The sequence below is a fragment of the Marinobacterium mangrovicola genome (genome assembly GCF_004339595.1).
Lineage (GTDB): Bacteria > Pseudomonadota > Gammaproteobacteria > Pseudomonadales > Balneatricaceae > Marinobacterium_D > Marinobacterium_D mangrovicola.
In genome coordinates, this window is record NZ_SMFU01000007.1 from 621,230 (window position 1) to 636,570 (window position 15,341).

Consider the following 15,341-nt stretch of genomic DNA (forward strand, 5'->3'; position numbering starts at 1 on the left):
ATCAAGGTTATGAGGATCTTAAGTGTCAAACATCGCTAAAACACCTGCACCTCCCTATTACGCGGTCATCTTTACCTCTTACCGTACTGAGGGTGACAACGGCTACGATGAGATGGCATCCAGAATGGTCCAGCTGGCTTCGGCGCAGCCCGGTTTTCTCGGTGTCGAATCGGCTCGGGAGGGTATGGGCATTACCGTGTCTTACTGGACCGATCTTGACTCGATCAAAGCCTGGAAACGGAATGCGGAACATCAAGAAGCACAGCGCAACGGCCGGGCGGAGTGGTATTCATCGTTTCGCGTGAGAATCAGCAAGGTTGAGCGTGAATACGGTTTCTAGCCCACGGAAGTCTATTAACATATTGATTTTTAAGCCGCCGCACGCTTGTCGGTGGGTTTGTCAAAAGGCAGGCTGCGGCGCCAACTTTGCGTGTAACTGCCGCCAGGTTGATCAAGCTTTAACCCCGGGTCTTATTTCAAGGCCCTTTTAATGTACCGACAAATGGAGACTATCAAGGTTATGGAAAACACGTCAGGGCAGGGACCGTCAGCCACCGTTCCCGCTGAGGTTGATCGCTGGAACTGGGGCGCGTTCCTGCTGAACTGGATCTGGGGTATAGGCAATAACACCTTTATCGCTCTGCTGATGTTTGTGCCCTTTGTGAACATGGTGATGCCGTTTGTATTGGGTGCGAAGGGCAGTGCCTGGGCCTGGCGCAACAATCGCTGGGAAAGCGTTGAACACTTCAAGCGGGTGCAGCGCAAGTGGACGCTGGCGGCGCTGATCGCTTTCGGCGTCATCATCGCGCTATTCGTTATATTGTTCTTCTCGATCATCGCCGGGATGAAGAGTTCTGAAGCCTATAAGCTGGCAGTGCAGCAGCTGGAAACCAGTCAGGAAGCCGTATCCGTCCTGGGTGAGCCTATCTCAACCGGTGCCCCCATGGGCAGCATCGAGGTCTCTGGACCTTCGGGCTATGCGAGCATGTCGTTCAGTGCTGAAGGTTCGAAAGAGTCCGGAACCGTCTATTTTGAGGCGGTCAAGGAGATGGGGCGCTGGGAGATGAATGCCGCCATACTGGAGCTCGATGACTCTGGTCTGCGGATCGATCTGAACCGTCCCTGATCCCCTGTGTTTTGGCTGCCGGGGCTTTCTGTCCCGGCGGTTCGGCTTTGCCTCCCGGTTTCTCGCCTCCTATTGTTAATACACGGGCTTGTTGAATGACTCCGATAGCCCAGGGCTTTAGCTCGGCTGCGTATCAGTCAGGTGAGGCACTTAGCCAATTCCGGACGCGGCGACATGGAGCCAGCAAGGTGGGAGGGTTCGCTAATGAGCATTGAGCTTGATCATTTGATCGTTTCCGTTCGCGATAAACGAGCATCCGCCGAGTTGCTGGCGTTCCTGCTGGACGTGCCCTGGAGAGATTCGGCAGTAGGTCACTTTGTGCCGGTTTACGTCAACGATGGCTTGACGCTGGAGTTTGACGAAACGAAGACTGTTCCAACGCTGCAGCACTGCTGTTTTCGAGTGAGCGAAGATGAGTTCGATGCGATCTTCAGCAGGCTTCTGGGCAGAGGAATTGCTTACCGAAGCACCCCGATGGGATCGGTGGATATGACGGTCAATACCTGGAGTGGCGGGAAAAATATCTACTGGGAAGCACCGGAAGGTGTTTTATGGGAAATTCTGACGGTCAGTTACGCCAGGCAACCACAGAGAAGTACTCAGCTTAAGGACGTTGGGCGAAGTTAAGCCTAAATCTTAGATAACGTCATCGCAGGGGCGTAGTTTTTACCCTCAACCCTCGCGCTAATAACTGCGCCTGGTTTAGAGATTGCTTGGACGACGTATGGATGACGTGCTTATCCGCACGGCCACTGAGACCCTCAGCAGCCGTACGATAAGGACTGAATCATCAATAGAGGCAGCTACTGCCTCCCGAGCCCCAAACTTCGACGATACTCCTGAGGTAGTCGGCACAGGCGTCGAATTGACCCTCTGACGTCAAATTACGTGTAGGCCCGTCAATATACTGCGCGCACATACCGGTAGAACTGGCAGAATCCCAGGATGTCCAGGAAACCCAGTAATTACCGACGGACGTGTCATAAAACTGAACGGTGACAAAATCGGTACTATCTTGGCTGCAATAGGGTGTTAATTCGGCGTATCCGTATGGCGAATCCGCGTTACTGAAATAATCCCACTCACCCTGACACGGGCACGGATCGCCGCTGGGTGGGTTATACACCAGCCCGAAGGGGATGAAGGCAGACGTGGTGAAGCTGCCGTCGGCGGTCGTGATCACCACGATATAGTTACCCGAGCTATTCACAACTTCTGCCACGCCCGTGGAGTAATCGAAGAGCAGGTCGGAGTCAGTGGAAGCAGGGTTCAGGTTCAACGCGACCCCGGCCAAGGTGGCGGAAGCAGACGTTGGATCGAGACCTGCGCCTTCAACCAGAATCTGGCTGTTGCCATAATCTACTTTGATGGAATATACCTCGAGAGGCGCAACGCTCTGAGTCTGGGAGGGGCGTTTTGCTACCGCCGATACACTGATGAATAAGAGTAATGCGAAGATCCATACGCTTAGTGTGAGTCTCATGATGTCCTCTCCTTTAAAGCGTTATGTACTCGATTAACACTAGTCTATTTGTGGCCATAGCTAGGTGAATTAGCGTCAAGTTCATTAACCGCTAAACGCCACTGAGTGCGCGCCCAATACTCAGTCTCGCGCTGCACCAATACCGATAACCCGAGCTGCACCGTTGTTCACGTCTTGAATCCGGGTCTTGTGAGCTTCGTAAATTGACCAGGGGTTTAAATTTGCTCGATTTATGTAGGAAGTTTCATTTCCACTGAATGAACTGAAGAGTGATAGTCATGATCGCAGCACAGGCAAAGGATATGGCGTCATACAACCGTTGGATGAATGAGCGGGTGTATGAGGTCTGCGCAAAACTCTCTGATGAAGCGCGTAAGCAGGATCGGGGCGCCTTTTTCAGTTCAATACACGGCACGCTGAATCATCTGTTGGTGGGCGATAAGCTATGGCTCGGGCGCTTTATTGACGATCCCTTCCCGCTGGAAAGCCTCGACCAGGAGCTACACTCTGACTTCGATGAGCTTCGCCGTGACCGGGTAGCGACCGATGAGCAGATCTTGCAGTGGGCTGAGTCGCTGACAGATACCGCGCTGAAAGGCGATCTGGAATACATGAGTATCGTCAACCCGGCACCCAGGCGTTACGAGATGTGGCTCGCTGTGGCCCATTTTTTTAACCACCAGGCCCATCACCGTGGGCAGCTCACTACGCTACTGAGTCAGGCGGGGCTCGATGTAGGCCTGACCGATCTGATCTGGCTGCCGGAAGTCGTCGAGCGTAACGCCTTTTAAGGCGAGCGATTACAGCTGGTAAATAGAGCCCGGCTGCCTGGATGCTTCGATCAGGCTGTCGATCACCACGCGCTGGCGCGGCTGCAGATAGCGAGAGCGCGGCCAGACCGCATGGATCGGCATCTCGGCACCGGCGTGGTTATCCAGCACCGTTATCAGTTCACCGCGCTGGATATGATCCTGCACCAGCCAGGTCGGTAACTGCGAAAGGCCCAGGCCATCCAGAGTGCCCAACACCATGGCGTCGCCATCGCTGTAGTCATAGCGGGCCCGAATCACCTGGGAAAACAGTTGCCCTCTGGCATCCTTTAACAGCCAGGCGGGTTGGTTATTGCGCCGGCTACCGATAATGCAGTCGTGTTGGGTCAGCTCCGCCGGTGACTGTGGTGTGCCATAACGTTCCAGGTATTCCGGGCTGGCGCAGATCACCAGCCGCTGCTGGCCGAGGCGACGCGCAACCAGATCCGCGTCATCCTCCAGCGTGCCGATACGCACCACCAGGTCCACGCCTTCATCAATCAAATTGATACGCCGCTCGGTAAAGCTCACCGACAACTCCAGTTGTGGGTACTGCTTTGCCAGCCGTGACAGTAGCGGCATCACATGACGACGCCCGAAAGCGGCCGGCAGGTGGATGTTCATCCGGCCCGAGACAGATCCGCTGCCGGCCACGACACCCTGTTCCAGTGCTGCTATCTCATCCAGGATCGCCACCCAGCCTTCGAACAGGTGCTGTCCCTCTTGAGTGGGCGTCAGGCTGCGTGTCGTGCGATGGAGCATCTTGGTGCCCAGGCGCTGTTCCAGCCGGGTCACGCTTTTTCCCACTGCAGAACCGGTCAGGCCGAGTTTTGCACCTGCGGCGGTAAAGGATCCGGTACGCAGGGTTTCAACAAACTCCAGTACTCCCGCGAAGCGGGCATCGTCACTCTTCATTGTGGAATTCAGTGCCTAAATGTTCGGAATATTAACTAGATTATCTATTTTATCTAAAAGAATAGAATGCTCTCCACTTATCCGCGACCTGTATTGGCCGGGGATTAAACCAGATATCGGGAGTATTCCATGACAGACCAGGTCGATTTTCAGCGCGTTAATGCATTGTTGGATAAAGACGCGATTCGTGAACTGCGCCAGCACTACAGTTTTCTGCTGGATACCAACAATGCCCAGCGTATGGGCGAGGTGTTCACCGAGGACGCCGAAGTTAAAGTAACTGTCGGTTCGATGCTTGGACTGGATGCGATCAAGCAGAGCCTGGCCGATGCCTACACCGCCTTCGATACCCAGGAGCGCAAGCACTTTCCCTTCGTGCATGCGGTGACCAACCACAGCATCACACTGACTGGGCCTGATACCGCTGAGGGCAGCTGCTACCTGCTAGATTTCGTGACCGATCGTGAACAGGCGCAGCATCCGTTTCTGCTAGTGGGTCGTTACATGGATGAGTACGTGCGGGTGAACGGCGAATGGCGCATTCAACGCACTGAGCTGGATGTTCTCTGGCCGAGCGAAGGCGTCTGAGGTCGGCCCTTATGTATGAGTCTTATACTCAAGCGCCGGCGAGCTTTAGCCGCGTGTTTACGCCAGGCCGATTGAGCGTTGGTTTGCTGACACCGCTGGAGGCCTACCCGGAATCGCCGTTTCCGACCCTGGTGGAACATCAGCGGATGGCGCAGCTCACCGAGCAGGCGGGCTTTGCCAGCATCTGGCTGCGCGATGTGCCGTTTTACGACCCGAACTTCGGCGATGCCGCGCAGATGCTGGATCCGTTCGTTTATGCCGGGTATCTGGCGGCTGTTACAAGTGAGATCACGCTGGGCACCGCCGGTATCGTGCTGCCGCTGCGGGAACCGATTTCGGTGGCCAAGCAGGCGGTCTCTGTCGATCAGCTGACACAGGGGCGTTTTCTGCTCGGGCTCTCCACCGGCGATCGCCCGGTGGAGTATCCCGCGTTTAACGTGGATTTCGACTCGCGTGCAGAGCTCTATCGCGAGGGGATTGAATATATCCGCTACATGCATGAAACCCGTTTTCCGCGGGTTCAAACCACCCATTACGGCAAGCTGCTCGGCAATCTCGACCTTCACCCCAAGCCGGTCAACCAGCGCCTGCCGATCATAGCGGTGGGGCGTTCACGTCAGCCCATCGACTGGCTGGCGAAAAACGTGGATGCCTGGATCTGGTCGGTGGACGATGACAACGCCATCGCCAGCATTCTTGCCGATCTGAAGCGGGCGGCGGGGGATGCGCTTGCACCGGCCTACGGCTATTCCACCTTCTTCGATCTGGACCCGGATCCGGATGCGCCGTACCAGCGTTTCTACAACGTGGTGCGGATAGGCCGTAAGGCACTGACCGAACGGTTACTACAGCACCAGGCGCTGGGTGTCTCTCATGTGGCACTGAATCTGAAACCCTCGTCCCGCCCCGCCCAGGCGGTCATCGAAGAGATGGGCGAGTACGTCTTACCCGCACTGCAACAGGAGAATTTATGATGAGTATCAGCGCAGATCGCCAGGCTATTGGTGAGCGAGTCGAACAGCTGGGACAGGCCTGGCTGGATGGCACCACCGACCGGCTCGGCGAGCTGTTCACCAGCGATGCACGCCTGATCAGCAGCCAGCACGGTGAGTACCAGGGCGCGCAAGCGATTATCGCGGCGCTGGCCGAGGACACCGCGGAAGCCCCGTTTCAGGGCGCAATGACCAACCGCTATCTGGCCGTAGAGCCGGGCAGCGACCAAGCGGCCGCCAGCGTCTATCTGTTTGGCCTGACGCAGCGCATGGGGCGGGCGGCATTTATCTTTGGTGCGGCCCTGGTGATGCGTTTTGAACGGGTTGAGGGCCGCTGGCTGTTCAGCGAGGTTCGACTGCAGATCAACTGGACCAACGGTGACAACCGACTGGTGCCGCACTGGAGCAAACCGCCGGGTACCAACGGCTGGCAGATGGGCGATGAGGCGCCGGTACTGGTCAGCGAACTGCACTCCCCCTGGGCGATCATGCCCAAGGCGGCGGTACCCGACTCTCTCGATGAAGCGCTGCACGAGCTCTATGCCCGTTACTCCTTCGGCGTGGACCAGAACGATATGGGGCTGCTGATCAGTGCTTATGACGAGGATATCTCCGGCGGCTTTGCTCCGGTGGGTAATCTCTCGGGGCGCGATACCGTGATCGGTGTACTGAAGAGCTTCCGCCATCTGGCCACCCTTTGGCAGCACTTCGCTGAGGTGGTGCGGATAGAAGATGAGGGCGATGGCCAGCACGTGAAACTGATCGTCGCGCGGATCATCCCTGAAAGACCGGTGGATGAGCAGGGCAACCGGATTTACGGCGCCCACTATCAGCTGCGGGCACGACGCCAGCCTGACGGCCAGTGGAAGTTCTGCTGGACCGATTACCGTCCCGGCTGGTTCAGCGAACATCAGATCCCGGCCTTTGACGTGGGTAATGCCACCGCCTGAGCTGGCCAGGTAGAGGCGCTCGCCGATATCGGGGCCACGCGCATCTGACCTGCAAAACCCTCAGCTTGCTGAAAGTAAAAAACACCTCGCCGGTCGAGGTGTTTTTTATGGGCGAAGCGCCGTCATCCTTTGTCACGGGATTTGCGTCATGCAATTTGCGTTAAGCAGGGCGTAAACTTAATCCGACTATATAGGTATAGGTATAGGTTTTACCTGCTTCGAATAGGACAAGGAATCAGCAATGGATAATGTGGTAATTGTGACTGGAGGTACTCGGGGAATCGGTCTGGAAACGGCCAGGAAGTTTCTTGAGAAAGGCGACAAGGTGGTTGTTGCCAGTGTGGATAGTGAAGAGGTTATCCGTCAGTCGATGGACAGCTTGAGCAAATTGGGTGGGGTGCATTTTGTCGAGTGCAACCTCACCAGCCAGGCTGATTGCGAAAAAGCGGTGCAGACCGCTGTCGATCAATATGGCCGCATCGATCTGCTGATAAACGTGGCAGGAGTGGTCGGCAAGCGTGAGCCGCTTGTGGCGGGTTATCTGGACGATATCTATAACACCATCAATATCAACCTGATGGGTACAATCAACATCGGCCACTTTGTCAGCAAGGTGATGGTGGAGCAGAAGTCCGGCGTCATTATCAATGTGGGTTCTATCTGCGGTTCCATGGCCAACACCGAGAGCATCGGTTACCACGCCAGCAAAGGGGGTGTGAAAATGGTGACTCAGGCGATGGCGCGAGAACTTTCCCCCTTTGGCGTGCGCGTGCTCTCTGTGGCGCCGGGCTGGGTCAACACCGCTATGATCGATGCGCCGATCGCCGAGATCGGCGGCAAACTGCATATGAAAGGGCGCATCATTGAGCCCCGCGAAATAGCCGATGCGATTTACCTGCTGTCCCTGCCGGAGGCCAGTGCCATCAACGGCTCCACCGTGATGGTGGATGATGGTTATGCTTCGTTCAAAGGGGTTGAGGGTTACCAGGCCTAAAACACCCTTGGTTTCAGGGCGGTGACGTTTGCCGCAACGAAAGCGATGCTATTCGTAGCGTGTTAGGCGTCCCAAAGCCCTGTTACGTGCGGCCAGGATAGCTGGCCGCGCAATGACCAGGGAATCTCTTTTCTCTTCTTTAAGTCTGTAATGGCTTGCTGAGTACTCGGCGAAAAGGCGCCCTTTTTTGTGCTGTGCCAGGCATGGCGTCGGGATCGGTTGCCGCTCATCTATTCAGACGCAAAACTTGCCCTAGCGGTAAAAACAGGGGAGCCTTGGCGCTCACCCGCGTGAGAACGAGCCCGTGCAACGAGTTGTCCTTTTGGTGGATGTACAAAACGTCTACTACACCAGCCGTAAAATCTACCAGCGTAATTTCGACTATAACCGCTTCTGGCGACGTGCGACTGCCGACAGGGACGTGGTGAAAGCGTTCGCCTATGCCACGGATCGTGGTGATACAAAGCAACGGGAGTTTCAGAATATCCTTCGCGCGATCGGCTTTGAGGTAAAACTTAAACCCTTTATCCAGCGTGCGGATGGTTCCGCCAAGGGCGATTGGGATGTGGGCATCACCATCGACGCGCTGGAGTATGCCGAGCAGGCCGATGTGGTGGTGCTGGTCTCTGGCGATGGCGACTTTGATCTGCTGGCCAACAGACTCAGGGATAAGGGCAAGCGTGTTGAAGTCTACGGTGTGCCCGATCTGACGGCGTCTTCGTTAATTCGGGCTGCGAGCGAGTTTATCCCGATCGATGGCGGTCTGTTACTCCGCTAAATGCCGGGTCTGAATCCTCAACGTAGCTTTATGCTTTCGGCCTGACCGATTCATGAATACTTTCTTCTGAGACGCTGGGCACGTTGCTTAATGCATGAATCTGGCTTTGAGCCTCATCGACAATCTATTCATAGATGTTGATTACCTCGGGATCGAACCCCGGGGTGTCTTCAGCCTTCATCTTCACGAACAGCATCTGGTTAAGCAGGTTGTTCAGCACATGGTGGGTCGATTGCACCATCGCCTGATAGATCTTCATTTTTTCCTGGTTGATCCGGTTCGCCTTATTACGGCGGCGAGAGTCGGCCACCACAAAGCCCACAAAGATCACCAGTGGAATGATCAGCTCGTCTACTTCAAGGTGCTCCAGCTCATCGAGGAACTCGATCAGCAATTCAAAGAGTTCAAGCTGGAATGCAGCAGAGCCCAGGTAAATGAGCAGCGCAACGGCGGCTCCGACAATTGTCAGTTTGTAATTCTTCATCTAGGCCCCGCAAATAAACAGATGAAACGATGACTTAATCGGCCACCATTTTGCAGTAACTCCGGTCTTAGACAAAGATCTGCCTGCAATAACTAAAACGCGTAAAGAGCGAAGTGCTGAGAGCGGTGGGTAATTAGCCCTTAATTGTTAGGTGCAGCCGCCGTTGTTCTACAGTATTGCTTTAGACTGCTGGTTCGACACGCCGAGCCAAGGAATGACCCACAGATGCATAAAGATAATCTCGATCGTTGGCAGCATGATCATATCTTTGATCAGGACCTGCGCAGGCCCGGTGAGTCACGGACCCTGATCGTTATAGCGGTGACGGCGCTGATGATGGTGGTGGAGATTTTCGCCGGCATCAGTTTCGGCTCCATGGCACTGTTGGCGGATGGCCTGCATATGGCATCTCACGCCGTGGCGCTGGGGATTACCGCATTTGCTTATGCGTATGCACGCCAGCATGCGCGGGATCGGCGTTTCAGTTTTGGCACCGGGAAGGTTAATGCCCTCGGAGGATTTACCGGCGCAGTGCTGCTGGCCGTGTTTGCGCTGTATATGGGAGCAGAAAGTGTCTTCCGCTTGTTCAATCCGGTGGATATCGCCTTTAACCAGGCGATCGGCGTTGCGGTGCTGGGGCTGGTGGTAAACGGTGCCAGCGTGCTTATCCTGGGCGGACATCATCACGACCATCATCACGGTCATGACCATCATGACGCCCGTGGGCACACTCATGGTTCGCATGCTAAAGATGCGGATGCGCACCATCGGGCTGACCACGACCACGACCACGACCACGACCACGACCACGACCACGACCATAATCTGAAGTCCGCCTACCTGCATGTGATGGCCGACGCTCTGACCTCGCTGCTGGCGATCCTGGCGCTATTCTGTGCCAAGTACTTCGGCTGGGTCTGGATGGATCCTGTAATGGGCATCGTCGGTGCCGCACTGGTGGCCCGCTGGTCCTACGGCCTGCTAGGTTCAACCGCGGCGGTTTTGTTGGACAGCCAGGGGCCAGAGTCTCTACAAAAGCGTGTGCGGATGTCGATAGAGCAGGATGGCGACAGCCGTGTGACCGATCTGCATCTCTGGTCCATTGGCCCTGGCATCTACTCGGCTCAGATCGCACTGGTGGCCCATGCGCCGGTTTCTCCGGCGGAATACAAGGCGCGTATTCCAGCATCGCTGGGGCTGGTGCATATGAGTGTCGAGGTGCATCGCTGCCTTGCTCACGAGACTGCCCAAGCCATCAGTGACAGGGCGGTTTGATCCTGGTTAATCGCTTTCTAAAGTAGTCTTGCCTGAACCGGGGATAGCCTTTAGCTTTATCGTTAATTTTCATCTACCTGAGAGTCCAGATGAGCAAGTTGCTACGTTATTCGCTGGCTTTGGCTGCGTTGCTGATCTCAGCCCCGACCTGGGCCCAGCAGGAATGTACTCTGAAACTGGGTGTGGTGCCCCAGTTTGAACAGCGAAAATTATTGCAGATCTGGCAGCCGATCACTGATCGGCTGGAAGCATCGTTCAGTTGCAGGGTTGAGCTGGTCGGTGCGGAAAACATTCCCGATTTTGAGTCCAAGTTTGCCGAAGGTGTCTATGACCTGGCGTATATGAACCCCTATCACGCGGTTGTTGCTCACAAAACACAAGGCTACCTGCCGGTGCTCAGGTCCGGCTCCAAGGCCTTGCAGGGCGTATTGGTTGTCATGAAGGATTCCGGTATTCAGAGTGTTGCCGAACTTGATGGCAAAAGCCTGGCGTTTCCATCGCCCAATGCCCTTGGCGCCTCACTGCTGATGCGAGCAGAGCTGCAACAGCTGCATCAGGTTTCGGTGCAGCCCCAGTACGTCAAAACCCACCCCTCGGTGTATCTGTATGTGGCGAAAGGCCTGGTCAGCGCCGGTGGTGGCGTTCAACGTACACTTGATGAACAGCCGGACGAGCTGAAGTCGGTTTTGAAAGTGATCTACACCACGCAGAAAGTCCCTGCGCATCCTTTGGTCATTCACCCCCGCGTTGATCAGGCCCTGGCCGACCGGGTGGTGCAACAGCTGCTTGAGATCGCCGCAGAGAGCCCGGAGCTGTTTGAGGCGATACCGATGAAAGACCCGGTGCGGACATCGCTGCAAGACTACGATCCAGTGGCTGAACTTCACCTTGAGCGCTTTGCAGACTGATATGAATTTTCGCTTCGGCAGCCTGTTTTTTCGTTTTCTTATTCCGGTGCTTGGGGTGCTGATATGTGCCTTGCTCTATGCGCGGTTTATCTGGGCGCCGGGTCTGACTCAGCAAGCGCTGGATAATGCGGAAATAGAGGTGCAAAGCTCTCTGCATATTGTCAGTGAAGGGCTGGTACCGATGCTTATTCAGCGGGATCTGTCCAACATCTATGACACTCTGGACGAGATACTCGAAGACAATCCACGCTGGCTCGAGATCGGCTTGTATAACGAGCGCGGGATATCGCTTTATCCACTGTTGGTGCCTTCGCCTCCGGAAGAGGGTAGCGGCGTCACCCTATACTCCCAGGAGATTCGCGTTGACGAGTTTCCCATCGGCTACCTGGAGCTTTATTACGATACCCGCTCTATCGAGGCCAGCGTTCAGACCAAGACCGATTCGATCTTTTACACCCTGGTTACGGTGATCGTGCTGGTTGCTCTGATGACGGCGCTGGCGTTTTACCTGCTGGTGCACAAGCGGCTGCATCGCCTGACGGTGGCCGTGGATGCGCTATCTGATGGGGATTTTGAATATCCGATTCTCTCCCGTGGCAATGATGAGATCGGTCATCTCTCCGAACGTTTCGGCTATATGCGCACCCAGTTGCAGGAGGAGAAGCAAAACCTCGAAGAAGCGCTGTCTCTTGCGCATCAGGCCAGTCGGGCCAAAGGCGAATTTCTGGCCAATATGAGCCATGAGATCCGTACGCCCATGAACGGTGTATTGGGGATGCTGCAACTGCTGCATCAAAACCCCTTGCCCGATGAGCAGCAAGAGCGCGTCAAACTGGCGCTTTCTTCCGCGAACTCCCTGATTACGGTGATCAACGACATTCTCGACTTCTCCAAGGTCGAGGCGGGGAAACTCCAGATCGAGGCGGTGGATTTCGATTTGGTCGCGCAGCTGGAAGAGATGTGCAGTCAGCAGAAGCCGGCGATTCAGGCAAAGGGCTTGAGTTATTCAGTTGATCTGGATGGCATTCAACATCGCTTTGTGAATGGTGACCCCTACCGTATGCGCCAGGTGATCTCCAACCTCGTTGGCAACTCGCTGAAATTTACCCACCAGGGTGGGATCTTCGCCACCTTTGCCACCAGGCTCAACGAAAACGGTTCGGTAGAGCTTCAAGGCAGCATTGAGGATACCGGTATCGGTATAGCACCTGAGCGCCAGGCAGAGATCTTTGACAGCTTCTCCCAGGCCGATGCTTCTACCACCCGCGAATATGGCGGCACCGGTTTGGGGCTGGCGATCTGCAAGCAGCTCTGCGACCTGATGGGTGGCCGTATCGAGCTGCACAGCCAGCCGGGACAGGGAACGCGGGTGGATATCAACTTTACGCTGAACCCGGGTGAACAACCTCAGGAGGTGACTGCAGCAAAGCCCGAGGAGCCTGAGATCGGTGTTTGCCAGGTGCTGCTGGTTGAGGACAACAAAGTTAACCAGGTGCTCGCGGTGGCTCTGTTGAAGCGTCTTGGCTGCGTGGTAACAACGGCGGAGAACGGGCAAAAGGCACTGGAGATATTGCGCGCTCAGCCCTCTGAACAGCTGTTCCATCTGGTCTTGATGGATTGTCAGATGCCCGTGATGGATGGTTATGAGACCACGAAGAACATCCGTGCCGGACAGGGTGGGTCGGAGTACCAGAGCGTACCGATTATCGCTATGACGGCGAATTCCATGAAGGGCGATGCGGAAAAATGCCTGGCGGCGGGGATGGATGACTATCTGAGCAAACCGCTGGATTTCGTTCTGTTCAAAGAGACGATCCAGCGCTGGTCGGGCGCGATTCAGCCCTAGAGCGTGCGCAGATAAGCGGCGAGGCTGGCCTTGCGGGATATCATCTTTGCCGCCAGACCTTCGTGGCCGGCGTGACCGATTATCGTATCGTAAATCTGTTTATCCGGAATCTGTGTGATCCGCTCGATAGACCGTGCAATGGCGCTTGGGGTCATGGAGCCAAACAGTTCCATGGCGAGTGGGTTGTTGGGGTTGTTTCTTAGCCGCTCGATCTCCTCTACCTGGTGACCAAAAGCGTTCCCCTTGGGATCGCCCTGGGCACGAAAAGCCAGTGCGCCGCCCAGATCCAGTGTCAGCGCGCGGCCATTAAACACGCCCTGATTATCTCCCTGCAGACCCAGAGCATCCCAATTTGCTGTCCAGGCGTGCACGCCGAGCCAGCTTTGTGCCTGCTGTTTTTCGCTGTCGCTAAAGTGGCCGAGATACCGCTTATCCAGAGGGAGCCAGCGAGTCGCTACCTGATTGCTGGCCCGGGTCGGCAGGTAGGTGAGGGTTGGCGCTCCTGCGAGTCGGTAAAGCTGCGCTGCGAGAAATTCGTTGCGGGCGAGCGCCACCGATTCCAGGGTTTTAATGTAATAGCGCCGCCCGTCGGAGTCTTCGAAAATTCCGGCCGGGTTGCTGCCGATCTGACTGCCGACGCGGGTCAGTTGATCGGTATCCAGCGGCAGATCGGTCGGGTTCATCACCGGGCTCCTTAGCGTATCGCCTGAGTGCGTCGAACCAGTGCCAATTGTGAGGGGGTTTCGATGGCGCCTTTACGGGCGTTGCGTACCTGGTGAATCGCGTCTTCAGCGTCCAGGCCCAACTCAACTAGCAGTCTGGCGGCGATCATTCCGGCCCGGCCCAGGCCTCCTTTACAGTGAACCAGTACGTTGTTGCCGCTACGCAGCAGTTCGCGAATCTCTATACCCTCTATGGCCCACTGCTGCTCAAACGCCTCGGTGGGAATGGAGTAATCGGCGATAGGCAGGTGACGCCAGTGCATTCCGCGCTGCTGTATTGCCTCGCCCAGGTGGGGTACGTTCAGTGACTTGAGTTCGTCCTGTTCCACCAGCGTCACAACCATTTTTGCATCCCAGGCGGAGATCACATCCAGATCCTGCGTCAGATCTCTTGCCCAGCTGCCAGTGGCTGCGAAAACATCATGCTTGCCGGGGCAGAAGGTGATGCCGATCAGGCCATGATCCGGTGCTGCTTTTACCGCTGCGATTCTGATGGGGTGGGTCTGGCTGGTACGTATGGCCATGGCTGCTTCCCGTTGAATAGCTAAATCTCATACTGAGCCTAACACTGCCGAACGGTATGAAAGTGTTGCGGTGACAATGTTTGGTTTTCATCGTCCGTGGATTCGCCCTTATATTGACTCAGGTTAAGTGAATCCTGGGAGGTCAGGCGTCAGTCTAAGACTAAGCCGGTGAACAGGACGTCAGTGGGTTAGCAATCAGGGAGCTGAAGGATGAAAACGATCGGCCTGATCGGTGGAATGAGCTGGGAATCGACACAGACCTACTATCGCCTCATCAATGAGCATGTGCGCGAGCAGCTTGGCGGTCTTCATTCAGCCAAACTTGTGCTGTTCAGCGTCGACTTCGCTGAGATCGAAAGGTTACAACATCAGGGAAACTGGGAGGCGACCGCCGACATTCTGGCCCAGGCGGCACGCTCATTGGAAGCGGCCGGTGCCGACTTTATCCTTATCTGTACTAACACCATGCACAAGGTGGCCGGGGAGGTGGCCCAGGCGGTGTCTATTCCTCTTCTGCATCTTGCCGATGCCACGGCAAACACGCTTTTAGCTGATGGCGTAAAGAGCGTTGGGCTGCTCGGCACCCGTTTCACCATGGAGGAGAGCTTTTACCGGGAGCGCCTGGAGGCGCAGGGCATTGAAGTGATCGTGCCTGATGAGGCGCAGCGCGATCTTGTGCACACCGTCATCTATGATGAACTTTGCCAGGGAGTGACCAAGCCTGATTCCAAATCGGCCTATCTCGATATTGTCTCATCGCTGTCCGCTCGCGGCGCCCAGGGCGTGATTCTGGGCTGCACCGAGATTGGACTGCTGATCCAGAGCACAGATACGCAGGTGAGCCTGTATGACACCACCGAGATTCATGCCGAGCGGGCTGTATGCCTGGCCCTGGATGACTGATGTCTGAAAAGCAGTCGCAAGACTAATGACTTGGGCGTATCTGA

At 55.8% G+C, this 15,341-nt stretch carries 18 protein-coding genes; 13 read left to right on the forward strand and 5 right to left on the reverse strand.

Annotated elements, in window-relative coordinates:
- The first annotated feature begins 22 nt into the window (after positions 1-22).
- From CLV83_RS03790 to CLV83_RS03800, 3 genes are all read left to right on the forward strand, one after another.
- Entirely contained in the window at positions 23-340 is a 318-nt protein-coding gene (locus CLV83_RS03790; RefSeq protein ID WP_132287711.1) for an antibiotic biosynthesis monooxygenase family protein, read from the forward strand.
- Between the two features lie 180 nt (positions 341-520).
- Positions 521-1,126, forward strand: coding sequence for a cytochrome c oxidase assembly factor Coa1 family protein (locus CLV83_RS03795; protein ID WP_132287714.1), 606 nt, complete (start codon positions 521-523; stop codon positions 1,124-1,126).
- A 204-nt stretch (positions 1,127-1,330) separates the two neighbouring features.
- Entirely contained in the window at positions 1,331-1,753 is a 423-nt protein-coding gene (locus tag CLV83_RS03800; protein ID WP_132287717.1) for a VOC family protein, read from the forward strand.
- Positions 1,754-1,916: 163 nt separating this feature from the next.
- On the opposite strand, the gene CLV83_RS03805 is transcribed toward CLV83_RS03800, so the two are convergent.
- Positions 1,917-2,609: a hypothetical protein gene (locus tag CLV83_RS03805; RefSeq protein WP_132287720.1), complete on the reverse strand. Its 693-nt coding sequence runs from the start codon at positions 2,607-2,609 to the stop codon at positions 1,917-1,919.
- A gap of 278 nt (positions 2,610-2,887) precedes the next feature.
- On the opposite strand from CLV83_RS03805, the gene CLV83_RS03810 reads away from it, so the two are divergent.
- Positions 2,888-3,400: a DinB family protein gene (locus tag CLV83_RS03810; RefSeq protein ID WP_132287723.1), complete on the forward strand. Its 513-nt coding sequence runs from the start codon at positions 2,888-2,890 to the stop codon at positions 3,398-3,400.
- Between the two features lie 9 nt (positions 3,401-3,409).
- Here the strand turns inward: CLV83_RS03810 and CLV83_RS03815 are convergent, their stop codons facing one another.
- Complete coding sequence (locus CLV83_RS03815; RefSeq protein WP_132287726.1) at positions 3,410-4,333, reverse strand: LysR family transcriptional regulator; 924 nt, start codon at positions 4,331-4,333, stop codon at positions 3,410-3,412.
- 129 nt (positions 4,334-4,462) lie between these two features.
- On the opposite strand from CLV83_RS03815, the gene CLV83_RS03820 reads away from it, so the two are divergent.
- From CLV83_RS03820 to CLV83_RS03840, 5 genes are all read left to right on the forward strand, one after another.
- Positions 4,463-4,921, forward strand: coding sequence for a nuclear transport factor 2 family protein (locus CLV83_RS03820; protein WP_132287729.1), 459 nt, complete (start codon positions 4,463-4,465; stop codon positions 4,919-4,921).
- Positions 4,922-4,932: 11 nt separating this feature from the next.
- Complete coding sequence (locus tag CLV83_RS03825) at positions 4,933-5,895, forward strand: TIGR03571 family LLM class oxidoreductase (RefSeq protein ID WP_132287732.1); 963 nt, start codon at positions 4,933-4,935, stop codon at positions 5,893-5,895.
- Positions 5,895-6,863, forward strand: a complete 969-nt coding sequence (locus CLV83_RS03830) for a nuclear transport factor 2 family protein (RefSeq protein ID WP_165900228.1) — start codon at positions 5,895-5,897, stop codon at positions 6,861-6,863. Before CLV83_RS03825 ends, CLV83_RS03830 begins: the two co-directional genes overlap by 1 nt.
- Positions 6,864-7,104: 241 nt before the next feature.
- Positions 7,105-7,857, forward strand: a complete 753-nt coding sequence (locus CLV83_RS03835; RefSeq protein WP_132287738.1) for an SDR family NAD(P)-dependent oxidoreductase — start codon at positions 7,105-7,107, stop codon at positions 7,855-7,857.
- 304 nt (positions 7,858-8,161) lie between these two features.
- Positions 8,162-8,635 (forward strand): LabA-like NYN domain-containing protein, encoded by a 474-nt coding sequence (locus tag CLV83_RS03840; protein ID WP_132287741.1) that lies wholly within the window; start codon positions 8,162-8,164, stop codon positions 8,633-8,635.
- A 124-nt stretch (positions 8,636-8,759) separates the two neighbouring features.
- Here the strand turns inward: CLV83_RS03840 and CLV83_RS03845 are convergent, their stop codons facing one another.
- Positions 8,760-9,119 carry a hypothetical protein gene (locus CLV83_RS03845; RefSeq protein ID WP_132287744.1) on the reverse strand — a complete coding sequence of 120 codons (360 nt, stop codon included), beginning with the start codon at positions 9,117-9,119 and terminating at the stop codon, positions 8,760-8,762.
- 225 nt (positions 9,120-9,344) lie between these two features.
- Here CLV83_RS03845 and dmeF point away from each other — a divergent pair, with 225 nt between their 5' ends.
- The 3 genes from dmeF (at position 9,345) to CLV83_RS03860 (ending at position 13,148) form a co-directional block, all read left to right on the forward strand.
- Positions 9,345-10,394, forward strand: a complete 1,050-nt coding sequence (gene dmeF, locus CLV83_RS03850; RefSeq protein WP_132287747.1) for a CDF family Co(II)/Ni(II) efflux transporter DmeF — start codon at positions 9,345-9,347, stop codon at positions 10,392-10,394.
- Between the two features lie 89 nt (positions 10,395-10,483).
- The gene (locus CLV83_RS03855) at positions 10,484-11,302 is read left to right on the forward strand and encodes a phosphate/phosphite/phosphonate ABC transporter substrate-binding protein (RefSeq protein ID WP_132287750.1); all 819 of its coding nucleotides are present in this window, start codon (positions 10,484-10,486) and stop codon (positions 11,300-11,302) included.
- Between the two features lies 1 nt (position 11,303).
- Positions 11,304-13,148, forward strand: a complete 1,845-nt coding sequence (locus CLV83_RS03860) for an ATP-binding protein (RefSeq protein WP_132287753.1) — start codon at positions 11,304-11,306, stop codon at positions 13,146-13,148.
- Here CLV83_RS03860 and CLV83_RS03865 read toward each other — a convergent pair.
- Entirely contained in the window at positions 13,145-13,831 is a 687-nt protein-coding gene (locus tag CLV83_RS03865) for a hypothetical protein (protein ID WP_132287756.1), read from the reverse strand. The genes CLV83_RS03860 and CLV83_RS03865 overlap by 4 nt on opposite strands.
- An 11-nt stretch (positions 13,832-13,842) precedes the next feature.
- Entirely contained in the window at positions 13,843-14,394 is a 552-nt protein-coding gene (locus CLV83_RS03870) for a cyclin-dependent kinase inhibitor 3 family protein (protein WP_132287759.1), read from the reverse strand.
- Between the two features lie 210 nt (positions 14,395-14,604).
- Here CLV83_RS03870 and CLV83_RS03875 point away from each other — a divergent pair, with 210 nt between their 5' ends.
- Complete coding sequence (locus CLV83_RS03875) at positions 14,605-15,297, forward strand: aspartate/glutamate racemase family protein (protein ID WP_132287762.1); 693 nt, start codon at positions 14,605-14,607, stop codon at positions 15,295-15,297.
- Positions 15,298-15,341 lie beyond the last annotated feature (44 nt).

What these genes read in the sequence shown, in the direction of transcription:
- CLV83_RS03795 (WP_132287714.1), top strand. Translation starts at nt 521, where the DNA reads ATGGAAAACACGTCAGGGCAGGGACCGTCAGCCACCGTTCCCGCTGAG.
- CLV83_RS03870 (WP_132287759.1), bottom strand. Translation starts at nt 14,394, where the DNA reads ATGGCCATACGTACCAGCCAGACCCACCCCATCAGAATCGCAGCGGTA.
- CLV83_RS03805 (WP_132287720.1), bottom strand. Translation starts at nt 2,609, where the DNA reads ATGAGACTCACACTAAGCGTATGGATCTTCGCATTACTCTTATTCATC.
- CLV83_RS03860 (WP_132287753.1), top strand. Translation starts at nt 11,304, where the DNA reads ATGAATTTTCGCTTCGGCAGCCTGTTTTTTCGTTTTCTTATTCCGGTG.
- CLV83_RS03815 (WP_132287726.1), bottom strand. Translation starts at nt 4,333, where the DNA reads ATGAAGAGTGACGATGCCCGCTTCGCGGGAGTACTGGAGTTTGTTGAA.
- CLV83_RS03820 (WP_132287729.1), top strand. Translation starts at nt 4,463, where the DNA reads ATGACAGACCAGGTCGATTTTCAGCGCGTTAATGCATTGTTGGATAAA.
- CLV83_RS03825 (WP_132287732.1), top strand. Translation starts at nt 4,933, where the DNA reads ATGTATGAGTCTTATACTCAAGCGCCGGCGAGCTTTAGCCGCGTGTTT.
- CLV83_RS03800 (WP_132287717.1), top strand. Translation starts at nt 1,331, where the DNA reads ATGAGCATTGAGCTTGATCATTTGATCGTTTCCGTTCGCGATAAACGA.
- CLV83_RS03875 (WP_132287762.1), top strand. Translation starts at nt 14,605, where the DNA reads ATGAAAACGATCGGCCTGATCGGTGGAATGAGCTGGGAATCGACACAG.
- CLV83_RS03810 (WP_132287723.1), top strand. Translation starts at nt 2,888, where the DNA reads ATGATCGCAGCACAGGCAAAGGATATGGCGTCATACAACCGTTGGATG.
- CLV83_RS03830 (WP_165900228.1), top strand. Translation starts at nt 5,895, where the DNA reads ATGAGTATCAGCGCAGATCGCCAGGCTATTGGTGAGCGAGTCGAACAG.
- CLV83_RS03865 (WP_132287756.1), bottom strand. Translation starts at nt 13,831, where the DNA reads ATGAACCCGACCGATCTGCCGCTGGATACCGATCAACTGACCCGCGTC.
- CLV83_RS03855 (WP_132287750.1), top strand. Translation starts at nt 10,484, where the DNA reads ATGAGCAAGTTGCTACGTTATTCGCTGGCTTTGGCTGCGTTGCTGATC.
- dmeF (WP_132287747.1), top strand. Translation starts at nt 9,345, where the DNA reads ATGCATAAAGATAATCTCGATCGTTGGCAGCATGATCATATCTTTGAT.
- CLV83_RS03845 (WP_132287744.1), bottom strand. Translation starts at nt 9,119, where the DNA reads ATGAAGAATTACAAACTGACAATTGTCGGAGCCGCCGTTGCGCTGCTC.
- CLV83_RS03835 (WP_132287738.1), top strand. Translation starts at nt 7,105, where the DNA reads ATGGATAATGTGGTAATTGTGACTGGAGGTACTCGGGGAATCGGTCTG.